A 14,042-nucleotide genomic window follows, 5' to 3' on the forward strand; every position below is an offset into this window, starting at 1 on the left:
GCCGTACCGTTGGCGCCGGCGTTGTAGCCAAGATCATCGAGTGATGATCGCTGGAGTCACCTTCGGGTGACTCCGCCGGACGCTTGACGGGAGACGGGAAACGCACTTAAGCGTCTTCCGTCTCCCATTAAGCGTCTCCCTTCTTGCTAACTCCCTGATTTTTCACCATTTTCCTGCCTAAAAATTCCCTTTCAACATCGCGTTGACACCCCTGCTCGAGATACATACAATACGCCTCCCCTGATTTCCCGGGGGTAGCCGTAATTGCTGTTTAACAATCTTGGAGCTTTGGTCACATGCAGAACCAAAAGATCAGAATACGCTTGAAAGCGTTCGATCATCGCCTGATTGATGCTTCGACTCAGGAGATCGTCGATACGGCCAAGCGTACTGGCGCTCAGGTTCGCGGCCCTATTCCGCTGCCGACCCGTAAAGAGCGTTATACCGTGCTGGTCTCTCCGCACGTGAACAAGGATGCGCGTGATCAGTACGAGATTCGTACTCACAAGCGCATGCTGGACATTGTCGAGCCGACTGAAAAAACCGTTGATGCGTTGATGAAGTTGGACTTGGCAGCAGGTGTGGACGTACAGATTAGCCTTGGCTAATCCTAAGTGTCTCTAATGTAACGCCCCTGGAATCATGAATTTGAGCACTCGGGCGGCCATAGCGGGTTGAAGCCCCATACATAGAGGAAAGAAAGAAATGTCTATTGGTCTGATTGGTCGTAAGACCGGTATGACCCGCGTCTTTACCGACGACGGCGTCTCCGTACCGGTGACCGTCATTGAAGTCGAGCCCAACCGGGTATCGCAAGTCAAAAGCCTGGAATCCGATGGCTACGTTGCTGTCCAGCTGACCGCTGGTAAGCGTCGTGCTAATCGTGTCACCAAGGCCGAGGCTGGCCACTTCGCTAAAGCGAACGTTGAAGCGGGTAGCTTTACTCGTGAGTTCACTCTGGGCGAAAGCGCTGAATACAATCTGGGTGATGAGCTGACTGTTTCTGTCTTTGAAACAGGCCAGCGTGTGGATGTGACCGGAACCTCCAAGGGTAAAGGCTTCGCTGGTGCTATTAAGCGCCACAACTTCCGCACCCAAGACGCCACCCACGGCAACTCACTGTCGCACCGTGCACCGGGCTCCATCGGTCAATGCCAAACTCCAGGTCGTGTCTGGAAAGGCAAGAAGATGGCTGGCCAGATGGGCAATGTGCGCAACACAGTGCAGTCGCTGGAAATCGTTCGTGTCGACGCTGAGCGCAACTTGCTGCTCATTCGCGGTGCTGTTCCGGGTGCTACCGGTGCGCACGTTGTTGTTCAACCCGCGGTTAAAGGCTGAGAGGTAAGCAATGGATATTACAGTTGCAGGAAAAGCCAGCGCCAAGGTTGAAGTGTCTGACGCAACGTTTGGCAAAGATTACAACGAAGCCCTGGTACACCAGGTCGTCAATGCCTTCTTGGCTGGCGCCCGTCAGGGTACTCGTGCTCAAAAAAGTCGTTCTGACGTAGCTGGCGGCGGCAAGAAGCCGTGGCGCCAAAAAGGCACTGGTCGCGCCCGCGCCGGTACCATCCGTTCGCCCATCTGGGTTGGCGGTGGTAAGACCTTTGCTGCTCGTCCTCAAGACTGGTCTCAAAAAGTTAACCGTAAAATGTATCGCGGTGCTATGAAGTCCATTCTGTCTGAGCTGGTTCGCCAGGAGCGTTTGGTCGTGGTTGAGAGCCTGGCCATTGAGCAACCTAAAACCAAGGCTTTTATCGCCAAGATGAAAGAGTTGGATGTTTCCAATGCTCTGGTGGTGTCGGAAGAGGTCGATCAAAACCTCTACCTGTCCGCTCGTAACGTGCCGCATATCGAAGTCTCTGATGTGACTGGCATCACTCCGGTCAATCTGGTGGCTTACGAGAAAGTCGTTATCACCGTGAGTGCCCTGAAGAAGGTTGAGGAGGTATTCGCATGAACCAGGAACGTATCTATCAGGTCGTTTTCGGTCCGCATATCTCCGAAAAAGCGACCATCGTAGCGGAAGGCACTGGTCAGTACGTTTTTCGTGTGGCCAAGGATGCAACAAAGCCGGAAATCAAGAAGGCTGTTGAACAACTGTTCGATGTCAAAGTTCAGTCTGTTCGCACTCTGATCCAGAAGGGCAAGGTTAAGCGCACCGCACGCGGCTTCGGCAAGCGTAACGATGTGAAGAAGGCCTATGTTCGTCTGGCAGACGGCCAAGAAATTGATTTCATGGCGGCAGAATAAGGTAGGGGTTGCGAACAATGGCTATCGTAAAAACCAAGCCGACGTCAGCTGGACGTCGCCACGTCACCAAGACTTACAACCCGGACCTGCACCGTGGTGCGCCGCACGCGCCTCTGGTAGAGAAGCAATCTAAGTCCGGTGGTCGTAACAACATGGGCCGGATCACTACCCGTCATATCGGTGGTGGTCACAAGTCGCATTACCGTAAGGTCGACTTCAAGCGCAACAAAGATGGCATCACTGCCAAAGTTGAGCGTCTGGAATACGATCCGAACCGGACTGCGAACATCGCTCTGGTGCTGTACGCAGACGGCGAACGTCGTTACGTACTGGCTCCGGCCGGTCTGAAATCGGGTGATGAAATCATCTCCGGTGAACACGCGCCGATCAAAGTGGGCAACACCATGCCGCTGCGTTCAATTCCGGTCGGTTCTGTGATTCACAACATTGAGTTGAAGCCTGGCAAAGGCGGCCAAATGGTCCGTTCTGCTGGTAACTCAGCTCAGCTGGTCGCGCGCGAAGGCACTTATGCCACCTTGCGTCTGCGTTCTGGCGAAATGCGCAAAGTTTTGGCTGATTGCCGCGCCACCTTAGGTGAAGTGAGCAATTCTGAGCACAGCTTGCGTCAACTGGGTAAAGCCGGTGCTTCACGCTGGCGTGGTGTTCGTCCGACGGTTCGTGGTGTTGTTATGAACCCGGTTGATCACCCGCACGGTGGTGGTGAAGGCAAGACTTCCGGTGGTCGTCACCCAGTCACTCCCTGGGGTGTTCCCACCAAGGGCTACAAGACTCGTAAGAACAAGCGCACGAACAAGTACATCGTTCGTCGTCGTTCTTCGAAGTAACTGATTTAAGAGGAAATAGGCTGTGCCACGTTCACTTAAGAAGGGTCCATTTGTAGACCTGCACTTGATGAAGAAGGTAGAGGCTGCACTGGAAGCCAGTGACAAGCGACCCATCAAAACCTGGTCGCGTCGCTCCACAATCTTCCCGGAATTCGTCGGGTTGACCTTTGCAGTCCATAATGGCCGTCAACATGTTCCTGTCTATGTCACTGAAGACATGGTCGGTCACAAGTTGGGTGAGTTCGCGCTGACTCGGACGTTCAAGGGTCATGCTGCTGACAAAAAGGCTAAGCGGTAAACGAGGGTAGACACTATGGAAACACAAGCTGTATTGCGCGGTGCGCGCTTGTCTGCCCAGAAAGCACGCCTGGTAGCAGACATGGTCCGCGGTAAGTCCGTGGCCGAAGCTCTGGACCTGCTGACATTCAGCCCCAAAAAGGGCGCTGCGATCGTCAAGAAGGTTCTGGAGTCGGCTATTGCGAATGCCGAACATAACGACGGCGCAGACGTTGACGAACTGAAGGTCTCCACCATCTTTGTTGATGAAGCGATGACTATGAAGCGTATCCGTCCGCGAGCCAAAGGCCGTGCTGACCGTATCTTTAAACGTACGAGTCACATCACGGTTAAAGTTGCCGAGAAATAAGGGGAGAATGACAGATGGGTCAGAAAGTTAATCCCACCGGGATCCGACTCGGCATCACTAAAGACCACGGCTCGGTCTGGTATGCCGATTCAAGTAGTTATGCTGACAAGTTGCTGAACGATATCCAGGTACGTAGTTACCTGGAGAAGAAGCTTGAGAAAGCTTCGGTGAGCAAGATCGTGATCGAGCGTCCTGCACAGAACGCCAAGATCACTATCCATACGGCTCGCCCGGGCATCGTCATCGGTAAGAAAGGTGAAGATGTCGAGCTGCTGCGTCAGGAAGTCTCCAAGATGATGGGCATTCCGGTGCACATCAACATCGAAGAGATCCGTAAGCCGGACCTGGATTCCAAGCTGGTTGCTCAATCAGTTGCCGGTCAGCTGGAACGCCGCGTTATGTTCCGTCGCGCTATGAAGCGCGTCATGCAGAACGCTATGCGTAACGGCGCCAAGGGTGTCCGAGTTCAGGTCAGCGGTCGTTTGGGTGGTGCAGAAATCGCGCGTACCGAATGGTACCTCGAAGGTCGTGTACCGCTGCACACCCTGCGTGCTGACATCGACTACGCCACTGCCGAAGCACACACCACTTACGGTGTTATCGGCATCAAGGTGTGGATTTTCAAAGGCGAAATCCTGGGTGGTATCGAGCAAGTTCGTGCTCAAGCCAAGGCGCCCAAGAAAAAGGCTTCACGGTAAGGAGTACGTAGATGCTGCAACCTAAACGCACAAAATTCCGCAAAGTGCAGAAGGGCCGTAACCGTGGCCTGGCACAACGCGGTAGCAAAGTAAGCTTCGGCGAATATGCGCTGAAAGCAACCGGTCGTGGTCGTATCACTGCTCGTCAAATCGAAGCAGCGCGTCGTGCCATGACTCGCCACATCAAACGTGGCGGCAAGATCTGGATCCGTGTTTTCCCGGACAAACCCATCTCCAAGAAACCTTTGGAAGTTCGTATGGGTAAAGGTAAGGGTAACGTTGAATACTGGGTTGCCCAGATTCAGCCAGGCAAGGTCTTGTACGAAATGGAAGGCGTATCGGAAGAAATCGCGCAGGAGGCGTTCCGCCTGGCTGCTGCCAAGCTTCCGGTTGCGACCGTTGTTGTTAAACGGCAGGTGATGTGATGAACGCTAAAGATCTTCGTGAAAAATCCGTAGACGAGCTGAAGACCAACCTGTTGGAGTTGCTTCGCGATCAGTTCAAATATCGCATGCAAAAGGCGACGGGTCAGCTGACTCAGACGCACCTGCTGAAGCAAGTCCGCAAGGACATCGCTCGTGTTAAAACAGTGCTGACAGAGAAAGCAGGTGCCTGATATGTCTGAGACCAATACCCGTACCGTGACTGGTCAGGTTGTCAGCAACAAGTCTGACAAGACCGTTACCGTTATGGTCGAGCGCCGGGTTCAACACCCGATTTACGGCAAGTTCGTAAAGCGTTCTACCAAGCTGCATGCGCACGATGAAAGCAATGAGTGCCAGATCGGCGACACCGTTACCATCGAAGAGTGTCGTCCGCTGTCCAAGTCCAAGACTTGGCGGCTGGTAAGCATTGATGAACGTGCAACTACCGTTTAACACCGCTTGGCGTGTAAGAGGAGTTTGACAAATGATTCAAACGCAAACCGTACTAGACGTTGCGGATAACAGCGGTGCTAAACGCGTTCAATGCATCAAGGTGTTGGGTGGTTCACACCGCCGTTACGCCCGCATTGGCGACCTGATCAAGATCTCCGTTAAGGAAGCAATTCCGCGCGGTAAGGTCAAAAAAGGCCAGGTCATGAACGCTGTTGTCGTACGGACCCGTAAGGGTGTGCGTCGTCCGGATGGTTCTGTCATCCGTTTCGACACCAACTCTGCGGTTCTGCTTAACGCTCAGAACGCACCGATCGGTACCCGGATCTTTGGCCCGGTAACCCGTGAACTGCGTACTGAGAAATTTATGAAAATCATTTCCCTGGCGCCGGAAGTGCTCTAAGCACGAGACGGTAGTAGGAAGTGGAGTAAAAGATGAACAAGTTTAAAACTGGCGACGACGTTGTCGTAATTGCCGGCAAAGACAAAGGCAAGCGCGGCAAGATCAATAAAGTGATCACTGACGCCAAGAAAGGCACTTTGTTTATCGTCTCTGGTGTGAACATGATTAAGAAGCACCAGAAGCCGAACCCGAACATGAACATCCCGGGCGGCATCATCGATAAAGAAGCGCCGATCGCTGCATCCAATGTGGCCATCTTCAACAGCGAAACCAACAAGGGCGACCGGGTTGGTTTTCAGGTCAAAGAAGACGGCACTAAGGTGCGTATCTTCAAGTCCACGCAGAAAGAAATTGGCGCATAAGGGGCGGAATCGACATGTCTAGACTCAAAGAGCTCTACAAAACCGACGTTGTCGCCGCACTCCAGAAAGAGTTCGGTTACAAGAACGTTATGGAAATCCCCCGCGTCACCAAGATCACTCTGAACATGGGCGTGGGCGAAGCCATCGGTGATAAGAAGCAGATCGACAACGCTGTTGCCGACCTGCAGGCCATCTCTGGTCAGAAGCCGTTGGTAACCAAGGCGCGCAAGTCCATCGCGGGTTTCAAAATCCGTGAAGACTGGCCGATCGGCGCCAAAGTGACCCTGCGCGGTGAGCGTATGTGGGAATTCATGGACCGTCTGATCGACATCGCGCTGCCGCGTGTTCGTGACTTCCGGGGTATTAACCCGAAGTCGTTTGATGGCCGTGGCAACTACAGCATGGGTGTGAAAGAGCAGATTATCTTCCCGGAAATCGAATACGATAAGGTCGATAAACTGCGCGGTCTGGACGTCACTGTCACGACCACTGCTCGCACCAATGATGAAGGTCGCGCTCTGCTGAAGGCGCTGGCCTTCCCATTCAAAGGTTAAGGGGAAAGGTCATGGCTAAAGAGAGCATGAAAGCGCGCGAAGCTAAGCGCGAAAAGACCGTTGCCAAGTTCGCTGAAAAGCGCGCCAAGCTGAAAGCGGTTATTAAAGATCCAGCCAGCTCTGACGAGCAGGTTTGGGAAGCACAACAGGCTTTGCAGAAACTGCCCCGTGACGCGAGTCCGGTGCGTCTGCAGCGTCGTTGTCAAGTGACTGGCCGTCCTCATGCGGTTTACCGCAAGTTCGGTCTGTCTCGTATCAAACTGCGTGAACAAGCCATGTTGGGTAACGTTCCTGGTTTGAAGAAGTCCAGTTGGTAAGTTGGTAAGTCAAGTGGACCGGGCCGGCGCATCTGCGCCGGCTACCGCATTTGACTGCACAGTGAGGAAACTTAAATGAGCATGCAAGACACACTTGCGGATATGTTCACCCGTATCCGTAATGCCCAACAAGCGGGCCATGCCACTGTCAGCCTGCCTTCCTCGAAGCAAAAGATCGCTGTTGCGAACGTGCTGAAGGAAGAAGGTTATGTGGATGACTACGCTGTTGAAGGCGATGTCAAAAAAGTAATGCATATCACCTTGCGTTACTTCGAAGGCAAGCCGGTGATCGAGTCCATCAAACGTATTTCCCGTCCTGGTTTGCGCCAGTACCGGGCTGCGACTGAGCTGTCCAAAGTGGCAGGCGGACTGGGTATCTCCATCGTATCCACCTCCAAAGGTGTCATGACCGACCGTGCCGCGCGTTCAGCCGGCGTTGGCGGTGAAGTCATCTGCGAAGTCTTCTAAGGGAGTGGTTTAACGATGTCTCGAATAGCGAATGCTCCTATTACAGTACCCGCAGGTGTGGACGTTAAGCTCGGCAGCGACAAAATTTCCATTAAGGGCAAAAACGGCTCTTTGGAAACGGCGCTGCACAACACCGTTGAAGTTAAACAGGACGGCAACGTTCTGACATTTGCTGCCCGTGACGGCGGCAAATTCGCTCACTCCATGTCAGGCACCATGCGTGCGCTGGTTAATAACATGGTGGTTGGCGTTACCGATGGTTTTGAAAAGCGTCTGCAACTGAATGGTGTCGGTTACCGTGCTAAGGCAGCCGGTAAAACCGTTAATTTAACCGTTGGCTTCTCTCATCCGATCGACTACGCCCTGCCTGAGGGTGTGACGGCTGAGACTCCCAGCAATACCGAAATCGTCCTGAAGAGCGCCGATAAGCAGCGGCTCGGTCAGGTGGCGGCTGAAATCCGCGCCTTCCGTCCGCCGGAGCCGTATAAAGGTAAGGGCATTCGGTATGCCGACGAATACGTTCGTCGCAAAGAAGCCAAGAAAAAATAAGGGCATAGGTCATGAGCGAAAAGAAAGTATCCCGTTTACGCCGTGCTCGTCGCAGCCGCATCAAGATCCGCGAATTGGGCGTGCATCGTCTGTGTGTGAATCGTTCGAACCAACACATTTACGCACAGGTTATCGCACCCAATGGCAGCCAGATCGTCGTCCAGGCTTCTACTCTGGACAGCGCGCTGCGTGACGGCACAACCAGCAACATCGATGCAGCCACCAAGGTTGGTGCTCTGATTGCAGAGCGCGCCAAGGCAGCTGGCATCGAAGAGGTGGCCTTCGACCGGTCCGGTTTCCGTTATCACGGTCGGGTTAAGGCTTTGGCAGACGCTGCCCGCGAAGGTGGCCTGAAATTCTAAGGTGTGAATGATGGCGAATAACGATCAAGTTCAAGCTGGCGGCGATCTGCAGGAAAAACTGGTTCAGGTTAACCGTGTCGCCAAAGTAGTGAAGGGTGGCCGTATTTTCGGTTTCACCGCCCTGACTGTTGTCGGCGATGGCAATGGCAAGGTTGGTTTCGGCCGCGGCAAGGCACGTGAAGTGCCTGTCGCGATCCAGAAAGCGATGGACGCTGCGCGTCGTAACATGGTGCAAGTGCACCTGACTGACGGCACGCTGCAGTATCCGGTCAACGCTCGTCATGGTGCCTCTAAGGTATACATGCAGCCAGCGTCCGACGGTACTGGTGTTATCGCAGGCGGCGCTATGCGTGCCGTTCTGGAAGTCGCCGGTGTTCAGAACGTACTGGCTAAGTGCTACGGCTCGACCAACCCGGTCAACGTCGTTCGCGCGACCGTTAACGGTCTGGCCAAAATGCGTTCTCCGGACGACATTGCAGCCAAGCGCGGCAAATCCGTCGAAGATATTGTGGAGTAAGCGGCCATGGCGAATAAGACTGTAAAAGTTCAGCTGTTTCGCAGCCCCATCGGCACCCAGCCTAAGCACAAATTGTGCGTTAAAGGTCTGGGCCTGAGCCGAGTGGGTCAGGTTCGCGAACTGGAAGATACTGCTTCCGTTCGCGGCATGATCAACAAAGTGAACTATATGGTTCGCATCGTTGAGGGTGAATAAAAATGTTTCTGAACAAATTGAGCCCCGCTGAGGGCTCCCGTACCGAAGGCAAGCGTGTTGGCCGTGGTATCGGCTCTGGTCTGGGTAAGACTGGTGGTCGTGGTCACAAAGGTCAGAAATCACGCAGCGGTGGTGGTGTTAAGCCGGGTTTTGAAGGCGGCCAGATGCCATTGCAGCGTCGTCTGCCGAAATTCGGTTTTACCTCTCGTCAGGCAGCGTTCACAGCCGAAATTCGGTTGCATGAACTGGCCAAGGTCGAGGCGGGTGTTGTCGACCTGGACGCACTGAAGCAGGCCGACATTATCGGTCATCAGATCAAGCGTGCCCGTGTCATCCTGTCTGGTGAAATCAGCAAGGCGGTCACCGTCAAAGGCCTGAAAGTCACCAAGGGTGCCAAGGCAGCGATTGAAGCTGCAGGCGGCAAGGTAGAGGAATAATCCCCCATGACCAGACAAGGACAACCGACTGGATCACAAGGCGGCCTGAGCGAACTTTGGTCTCGCTTGCGTTTCGTGCTGCTGGCGATCCTGGTGTACCGAGTCGGTGCCCACATTCCGGTTCCGGGTATTAACCCGGACCAGTTGGCGGCACTGTTCGAACGTAACCGCGACACCATCCTGAGCATGTTCAACATGTTCTCCGGTGGTGCACTGGAACGCATGAGCGTCTTCGCCCTCGGCATTATGCCGTACATTTCGGCGTCGATTATCATGCAGCTCCTGACGGTCGTGAGTCCTCAACTGGAACAGCTGAAGAAAGAAGGCGAAGCGGGTCGGCGTAAGATGAGCCAGTACACCCGCTTTGGCACTCTGGGTCTGGCGCTGGTGCAATCACTTGCACTGGCCGCTGGCCTGGCCAGTCAGGGCGTGGCCTTTACTACCGGCCCGTCTTTCTACTTCGTTGCCGTGGTGACTTTCACCTGCGGTACGATGTTTATGATGTGGCTGGGTGAACAGATCACTGAGCGCGGTATTGGCAACGGCATTTCCATGCTGATTTTCGCCGGCATCGTTGCGGGTCTGCCAGGTGCCATCGGTCAGAGCTTCGAAAGTGCCCGTCAAGGCGATCTGAGCATCATTGCGCTGCTGTTGATCGGTGTTCTGGCGGCTGCGGTCGTGGCTTTCATCGTCTTCATCGAACGCGGTCAGCGTCGGATCACCATCAATTACGCCAAGCGTCAGCAAGGCCGTAAGGTGTTCCAGGCGCAGAGCAGCCATCTGCCGCTGAAGATCAATATGGCGGGTGTTATTCCGCCGATCTTCGCGTCCAGTTTGTTGCTGTTCCCGGCGTCGGTGGGTAACTGGTTTGGCAGCAGTGATGGTATGGGTTGGATGCAGGACATTGCCCTGCTGCTCAGCCCGGGCCAGCCGCTGTACATCCTGGTGTTTGCCATCGCGGTGATCTTCTTCTGCTATTTCTACACAGCAGTAACCTTCAATCCGAAGGATGTGGCCGAGAATCTGAAGCGCTCAGGTGCTTTTATTCCGGGCATTCGTCCAGGTGAGCAGACCTCTCGTTATATCGATGGTGTCTCGGCTCGTCTGACCTTCTTCGGTGCGATCTACATTACTGCGGTGTCGTTGCTGCCCCAGGCTCTGGTGATTGCCGCCGATGTGCCGTTTTACTTCGGTGGTACTTCCCTGCTGATCGTGGTGGTGGTTGTGATGGACTTTATGTCTCAGGTGCAAAGTCATCTGATGTCGCACCAGTACGCTTCGCTGATGAAGAAAGCCAATCTGAAATCGATTGGTAACTAGCGCAGCGAACGGTGTCTATACCGGTAATTGGAGTCAAGCATGAAAGTACGTGCGTCGGTCAAGAAAATCTGCCGTAACTGCAAGATCATCCGTCGTAACGGCTCTGTTCGTGTGATCTGCACAGATCCCAAGCACAAACAGCGCCAGGGTTGATCCCAGCCGGCTGATGGGCGCTTGATTTACCCATAATCAAGCGCTATCATCTCGCGCCCTCGTAATGGGGGCGTTCATTAATAGAGCCGTTGGGCTCTATTAAAGGTTCAGCCTTTTATAAGGTTAAAAATAGTTGGAGTAAGTTGAATGGCCCGTATAGCAGGCGTCAATATTCCTGACAATAAGCATGCGGTGATCTCGCTGACCTATATCTATGGTATCGGTCGCACCACTGCTTATGACATCTGTGCCGCGGTTGGGGTTGAACCCACTGCTAAGGTGAAGGATCTGTCCGATGAAAAATTGGACGAGCTCCGTACCGAAGTTGGCAAGTTCACCGTTGAAGGTGACCTGCGTCGTGAAATTCAGATGAACATCAAGCGGTTGATGGATCTGGGCTGCAACCGTGGCATCCGCCACCGCCGTAGCCTGCCTCTGCGTGGACAGCGTACTAAGACGAACGCTCGTACCCGTAAAGGCCCCCGCAAGCCAATCAGACGCTAATTCTGTCTGGTTTATTGACAACAGTTTTTGCATAGGAAATCGAAGATGGCAAAGCCAGGTCAAAACCGGTCGCGCAAAAAGGTGAAAAAGCAGGTAGCGGATGGCATTGCGCACATCCATGCCTCCTTTAACAACACCATCGTGACCATTACGGACCGCCAAGGAAACACCCTGAGTTGGGCAACTTCCGGTGGCTCCGGTTTCCGTGGATCTCGTAAGAGCACCCCCTTCGCTGCACAGATCGCCGCCGAGCGCGCCGGTACTGCAGCACAGGAGTATGGTCTGAAGAATCTGGACGTTGAGGTCAAAGGCCCCGGTCCAGGTCGCGAATCCGCGGTACGAGCATTGAACGCGTGTGGCTATCGAATCAGCAACATTACCGATGTGACGCCCATTCCTCACAACGGTTGCCGCCCGCCCAAGAAGCGCCGCGTGTAAGATAGGAGACAGAAATCAATGGCACGTTATATTGGTCCCAAGTGTAAGCTGTCTCGTCGCGAAGGCACAGATCTGCTGCTGAAGAGTGGGGTGCGTGCACTCGACTCCAAGTGCAAAGCCGAAACACCGCCTGGTGTACAGGGCGCACGTCGTGGTCGTTTGTCCGACTACGGTGTTCAGCTTCGCGAGAAACAGAAAGTGCGTCGTATCTACGGCGTGCTGGAAAAGCAATTCCGTAACTACTACACCGACGCTGCCCGCCGCAAAGGCGCTACGGGTGAAAACCTGCTGCAACTGCTGGAAGGTCGTCTGGATAACGTGGTGTATCGCATGGGTTTTGGTGCCACACGCGCTGAAGCTCGTCAGTTGGTATCGCACAAGGCGATCCTGGTGAATGGTCAGACCGTTAACATCGCGTCTTACCAAGTTAAGCCGGGTGATGTCGTCGCGGTACGCGAAAAGAGCAAAAACCAGCTGCGTATTCAAAACGCACTGGACATCGCTGCTCAGCGTGCACCCGTTGCCTGGGTTGAAGTTGATGCCAAGAAGATGGAAGGCAAATACAGTGCTCGTCCAGAGCGTGCCGACCTGCCTTCCGAGATCAACGAAAACCTGATCGTGGAATTGTACTCCAAGTAATCTCACTGCAAATTAGGGGCATCTATGCAGCGTTCAGCTAACGACTTTTTGACGCCACGTCATATCGATGTGCAGGAAATCAGCGCCAACCGGGCCAAGATCACTCTCGAACCGCTCGAGCGTGGCTTCGGGCATACCCTGGGTAACGCGCTGCGTCGTATTCTGCTGTCGTCCATGCCGGGCGCCGCTATCACCGAAGTGGAAATCGACGGTGTACTGCACGAATACAGCACCATCGAGGGTGTTCAGGAGGACGTTCAAGAAATCCTGCTGAACCTCAAGGACGTTGCCGTCAAGCTGTTCGACCGTGACGAAGTGACACTGACGCTGAGCAAGAAAGGCGCCGGTACACTGACTGCGGGCGACATCCAACTGGATCATGGCGTTGAAGTGGCCAATCCAGAGCACATCGTGGCGCACCTCGGTGCCAACGCTGATGTGAGCATGACGCTGCGCGTGACCACTGGCCGTGGTTATGTCCCCGCGGAAGCCCGCAGCAGTGGGGAAGACGAGAGCAAACCCATCGGTAAACTGCAGTTGGACGCCACGTACAGCCCGGTAGTCCGCGTTGCTTACAGCGTTGAAAACGCCCGTGTTGAGCAGCGCACCGACCTGGACAAGCTGGTGATTGAGCTGGAAACGAAAGGCACTTTGGATCCGGAAGATGCGATCCGTCGTGCAGCGACTATCCTGCAACAGCAGGTAGCGGCTTTTGTTGATCTCGACCATCAGTCTGAGCGCGAGCCGGAGAAGGAAGAAGACAAGATCGATCCTATCCTGCTGCGTCCGGTCGATGACCTCGAGCTGACTGTTCGTTCGGCGAACTGTCTGAAAGCAGAAAATATCTACTACATTGGTGACCTGATTCAGCGCACCGAAGTAGAACTGCTGAAGACGCCGAACCTCGGTAAGAAGTCTTTGACTGAAATCAAAGACGTTCTGGCATCCAAGGGTCTTTCTCTGGGCATGGTCCTGGAGAACTGGCCACCTGCAAGTTTGAAGAATGACGATAAGGTTCTGTCGTAACCTTATTTCCGGCTGGTAAGGAATGTAACAATGCGTCATCGTAAAAGTGGTCGTCACTTTAACCGTACCAGTGCTCACCGCAAGGCCATGTTCCAAAACATGGCGAACTCCTTGTTCGAGCACGAAGTGATTAAAACGACCTTGCCCAAGGCGAAAGAACTGCGTCGCTACGCAGAACCCCTGATCACATTGGCTAAGGAAGATTCCGTAGCCAACCGTCGTCTGGCGTTCGACCGCACGCGTTCAAAAGAAGCTGTTGGCAAGTTGTTCGGCGAACTGGGTCCGCGTTATCAAGAGCGCCCGGGTGGTTATCTGCGTGTCCTCAAGTGCGGCTTCCGCGCTGGTGACAACGCACCGATGGCTATCGTTGAGCTGGTTGACCGTCCGGTCAACGCCGAGGTCGTTGAAGACGAAGCCGCTGAAGGCTAAGTTTTCACCTATTAAAAAAGCCGCCTTCGGGCGGCTTTTTTGTGTCTGATAGAAA

28 protein-coding genes are annotated in these 14,042 nt (G+C 54.1%); all 28 read left to right on the forward strand.

Going from position 1 to position 14,042, the window contains the following annotated elements; genetic code table 11:
• The first annotated feature begins 296 nt into the window (after positions 1-296).
• The 28 genes from rpsJ to rplQ all read left to right on the forward strand — a co-directional run bounded on the left by rpsJ (position 297) and on the right by rplQ (position 13,987).
• Positions 297-608, forward strand: coding sequence for a 30S ribosomal protein S10 (gene rpsJ, locus ABMA60_RS08285; RefSeq protein ID WP_108126639.1), 312 nt, complete (start codon positions 297-299; stop codon positions 606-608).
• Positions 609-705: 97 nt separating this feature from the next.
• Positions 706-1,338 carry a 50S ribosomal protein L3 gene (gene rplC, locus ABMA60_RS08290; RefSeq protein ID WP_392801402.1) on the forward strand — a complete coding sequence of 211 codons (633 nt, stop codon included), beginning with the start codon at positions 706-708 and terminating at the stop codon, positions 1,336-1,338.
• 10 nt (positions 1,339-1,348) lie between these two features.
• Positions 1,349-1,957, forward strand: coding sequence for a 50S ribosomal protein L4 (rplD, locus tag ABMA60_RS08295; protein ID WP_392801404.1), 609 nt, complete (start codon positions 1,349-1,351; stop codon positions 1,955-1,957).
• On the forward strand, positions 1,954-2,250 hold the full coding sequence (rplW, locus tag ABMA60_RS08300) for a 50S ribosomal protein L23 (protein WP_392801406.1): 297 nt from the start codon (positions 1,954-1,956) through the stop codon (positions 2,248-2,250). The genes rplD and rplW overlap by 4 nt, the downstream gene beginning before the upstream one ends.
• A gap of 17 nt (positions 2,251-2,267) precedes the next feature.
• The gene (gene rplB / locus ABMA60_RS08305) at positions 2,268-3,095 is read left to right on the forward strand and encodes a 50S ribosomal protein L2 (protein ID WP_392801409.1); all 828 of its coding nucleotides are present in this window, start codon (positions 2,268-2,270) and stop codon (positions 3,093-3,095) included.
• A gap of 22 nt (positions 3,096-3,117) precedes the next feature.
• Complete coding sequence (gene rpsS, locus ABMA60_RS08310; protein ID WP_108126644.1) at positions 3,118-3,393, forward strand: 30S ribosomal protein S19; 276 nt, start codon at positions 3,118-3,120, stop codon at positions 3,391-3,393.
• Positions 3,394-3,408: 15 nt separating this feature from the next.
• A complete protein-coding gene (gene rplV / locus ABMA60_RS08315; RefSeq protein WP_108166134.1) occupies positions 3,409-3,741 on the forward strand; it encodes a 50S ribosomal protein L22 in 333 nt (110 codons plus the stop codon).
• 14 nt (positions 3,742-3,755) lie between these two features.
• Positions 3,756-4,439 carry a 30S ribosomal protein S3 gene (gene rpsC, locus ABMA60_RS08320; protein WP_108166133.1) on the forward strand — a complete coding sequence of 228 codons (684 nt, stop codon included), beginning with the start codon at positions 3,756-3,758 and terminating at the stop codon, positions 4,437-4,439.
• An 11-nt stretch (positions 4,440-4,450) separates the two neighbouring features.
• Positions 4,451-4,864, forward strand: a complete 414-nt coding sequence (gene rplP / locus ABMA60_RS08325) for a 50S ribosomal protein L16 (protein ID WP_108166132.1) — start codon at positions 4,451-4,453, stop codon at positions 4,862-4,864.
• The gene (gene rpmC, locus ABMA60_RS08330; RefSeq protein ID WP_108166131.1) at positions 4,864-5,055 is read left to right on the forward strand and encodes a 50S ribosomal protein L29; all 192 of its coding nucleotides are present in this window, start codon (positions 4,864-4,866) and stop codon (positions 5,053-5,055) included. Before rplP ends, rpmC begins: the two co-directional genes overlap by 1 nt.
• A gap of 1 nt (position 5,056) precedes the next feature.
• The gene (gene rpsQ, locus ABMA60_RS08335; RefSeq protein WP_392801417.1) at positions 5,057-5,317 is read left to right on the forward strand and encodes a 30S ribosomal protein S17; all 261 of its coding nucleotides are present in this window, start codon (positions 5,057-5,059) and stop codon (positions 5,315-5,317) included.
• 31 nt (positions 5,318-5,348) lie between these two features.
• Positions 5,349-5,717, forward strand: a complete 369-nt coding sequence (gene rplN, locus ABMA60_RS08340) for a 50S ribosomal protein L14 (protein ID WP_108166129.1) — start codon at positions 5,349-5,351, stop codon at positions 5,715-5,717.
• Positions 5,718-5,749: 32 nt separating this feature from the next.
• Positions 5,750-6,079: a 50S ribosomal protein L24 gene (rplX, locus tag ABMA60_RS08345; RefSeq protein WP_392801422.1), complete on the forward strand. Its 330-nt coding sequence runs from the start codon at positions 5,750-5,752 to the stop codon at positions 6,077-6,079.
• A 14-nt stretch (positions 6,080-6,093) separates the two neighbouring features.
• Positions 6,094-6,633, forward strand: a complete 540-nt coding sequence (gene rplE, locus ABMA60_RS08350; RefSeq protein ID WP_108166127.1) for a 50S ribosomal protein L5 — start codon at positions 6,094-6,096, stop codon at positions 6,631-6,633.
• 11 nt (positions 6,634-6,644) lie between these two features.
• Entirely contained in the window at positions 6,645-6,950 is a 306-nt protein-coding gene (gene rpsN, locus ABMA60_RS08355; RefSeq protein ID WP_392801426.1) for a 30S ribosomal protein S14, read from the forward strand.
• Between the two features lie 75 nt (positions 6,951-7,025).
• Positions 7,026-7,418: a 30S ribosomal protein S8 gene (gene rpsH, locus ABMA60_RS08360; protein ID WP_392801429.1), complete on the forward strand. Its 393-nt coding sequence runs from the start codon at positions 7,026-7,028 to the stop codon at positions 7,416-7,418.
• A gap of 15 nt (positions 7,419-7,433) precedes the next feature.
• On the forward strand, positions 7,434-7,967 hold the full coding sequence (gene rplF / locus ABMA60_RS08365; protein WP_392801432.1) for a 50S ribosomal protein L6: 534 nt from the start codon (positions 7,434-7,436) through the stop codon (positions 7,965-7,967).
• Positions 7,968-7,978: 11 nt separating this feature from the next.
• Positions 7,979-8,329 (forward strand): 50S ribosomal protein L18, encoded by a 351-nt coding sequence (gene rplR, locus ABMA60_RS08370; protein ID WP_108166123.1) that lies wholly within the window; start codon positions 7,979-7,981, stop codon positions 8,327-8,329.
• 10 nt (positions 8,330-8,339) lie between these two features.
• Positions 8,340-8,846 carry a 30S ribosomal protein S5 gene (gene rpsE / locus ABMA60_RS08375; RefSeq protein WP_392801437.1) on the forward strand — a complete coding sequence of 169 codons (507 nt, stop codon included), beginning with the start codon at positions 8,340-8,342 and terminating at the stop codon, positions 8,844-8,846.
• A 6-nt stretch (positions 8,847-8,852) separates the two neighbouring features.
• Positions 8,853-9,041, forward strand: coding sequence for a 50S ribosomal protein L30 (gene rpmD / locus ABMA60_RS08380; protein ID WP_392801439.1), 189 nt, complete (start codon positions 8,853-8,855; stop codon positions 9,039-9,041).
• Between the two features lie 2 nt (positions 9,042-9,043).
• Positions 9,044-9,478, forward strand: coding sequence for a 50S ribosomal protein L15 (rplO, locus tag ABMA60_RS08385; RefSeq protein WP_392801442.1), 435 nt, complete (start codon positions 9,044-9,046; stop codon positions 9,476-9,478).
• Positions 9,479-9,484: 6 nt separating this feature from the next.
• Positions 9,485-10,798, forward strand: a complete 1,314-nt coding sequence (gene secY, locus ABMA60_RS08390; RefSeq protein ID WP_392801446.1) for a preprotein translocase subunit SecY — start codon at positions 9,485-9,487, stop codon at positions 10,796-10,798.
• A gap of 39 nt (positions 10,799-10,837) precedes the next feature.
• On the forward strand, positions 10,838-10,951 hold the full coding sequence (gene rpmJ, locus ABMA60_RS08395) for a 50S ribosomal protein L36 (protein ID WP_108126660.1): 114 nt from the start codon (positions 10,838-10,840) through the stop codon (positions 10,949-10,951).
• A 147-nt stretch (positions 10,952-11,098) separates the two neighbouring features.
• Positions 11,099-11,455 carry a 30S ribosomal protein S13 gene (rpsM, locus tag ABMA60_RS08400; protein ID WP_108166118.1) on the forward strand — a complete coding sequence of 119 codons (357 nt, stop codon included), beginning with the start codon at positions 11,099-11,101 and terminating at the stop codon, positions 11,453-11,455.
• Between the two features lie 45 nt (positions 11,456-11,500).
• Complete coding sequence (gene rpsK, locus ABMA60_RS08405; protein ID WP_108126662.1) at positions 11,501-11,893, forward strand: 30S ribosomal protein S11; 393 nt, start codon at positions 11,501-11,503, stop codon at positions 11,891-11,893.
• Between the two features lie 18 nt (positions 11,894-11,911).
• Positions 11,912-12,532 carry a 30S ribosomal protein S4 gene (gene rpsD, locus ABMA60_RS08410; protein ID WP_392801451.1) on the forward strand — a complete coding sequence of 207 codons (621 nt, stop codon included), beginning with the start codon at positions 11,912-11,914 and terminating at the stop codon, positions 12,530-12,532.
• Between the two features lie 24 nt (positions 12,533-12,556).
• Positions 12,557-13,558, forward strand: coding sequence for a DNA-directed RNA polymerase subunit alpha (locus ABMA60_RS08415; RefSeq protein ID WP_108166116.1), 1,002 nt, complete (start codon positions 12,557-12,559; stop codon positions 13,556-13,558).
• Positions 13,559-13,588: 30 nt separating this feature from the next.
• Entirely contained in the window at positions 13,589-13,987 is a 399-nt protein-coding gene (gene rplQ / locus ABMA60_RS08420; RefSeq protein WP_108166115.1) for a 50S ribosomal protein L17, read from the forward strand.
• Positions 13,988-14,042: the final 55 nt, after the last annotated feature.

This window comes from Saccharospirillum sp. HFRX-2 (assembly GCF_043196805.1).
In the GTDB taxonomy this organism is placed as follows: Bacteria; Pseudomonadota; Gammaproteobacteria; order Pseudomonadales; family Natronospirillaceae; genus Saccharospirillum.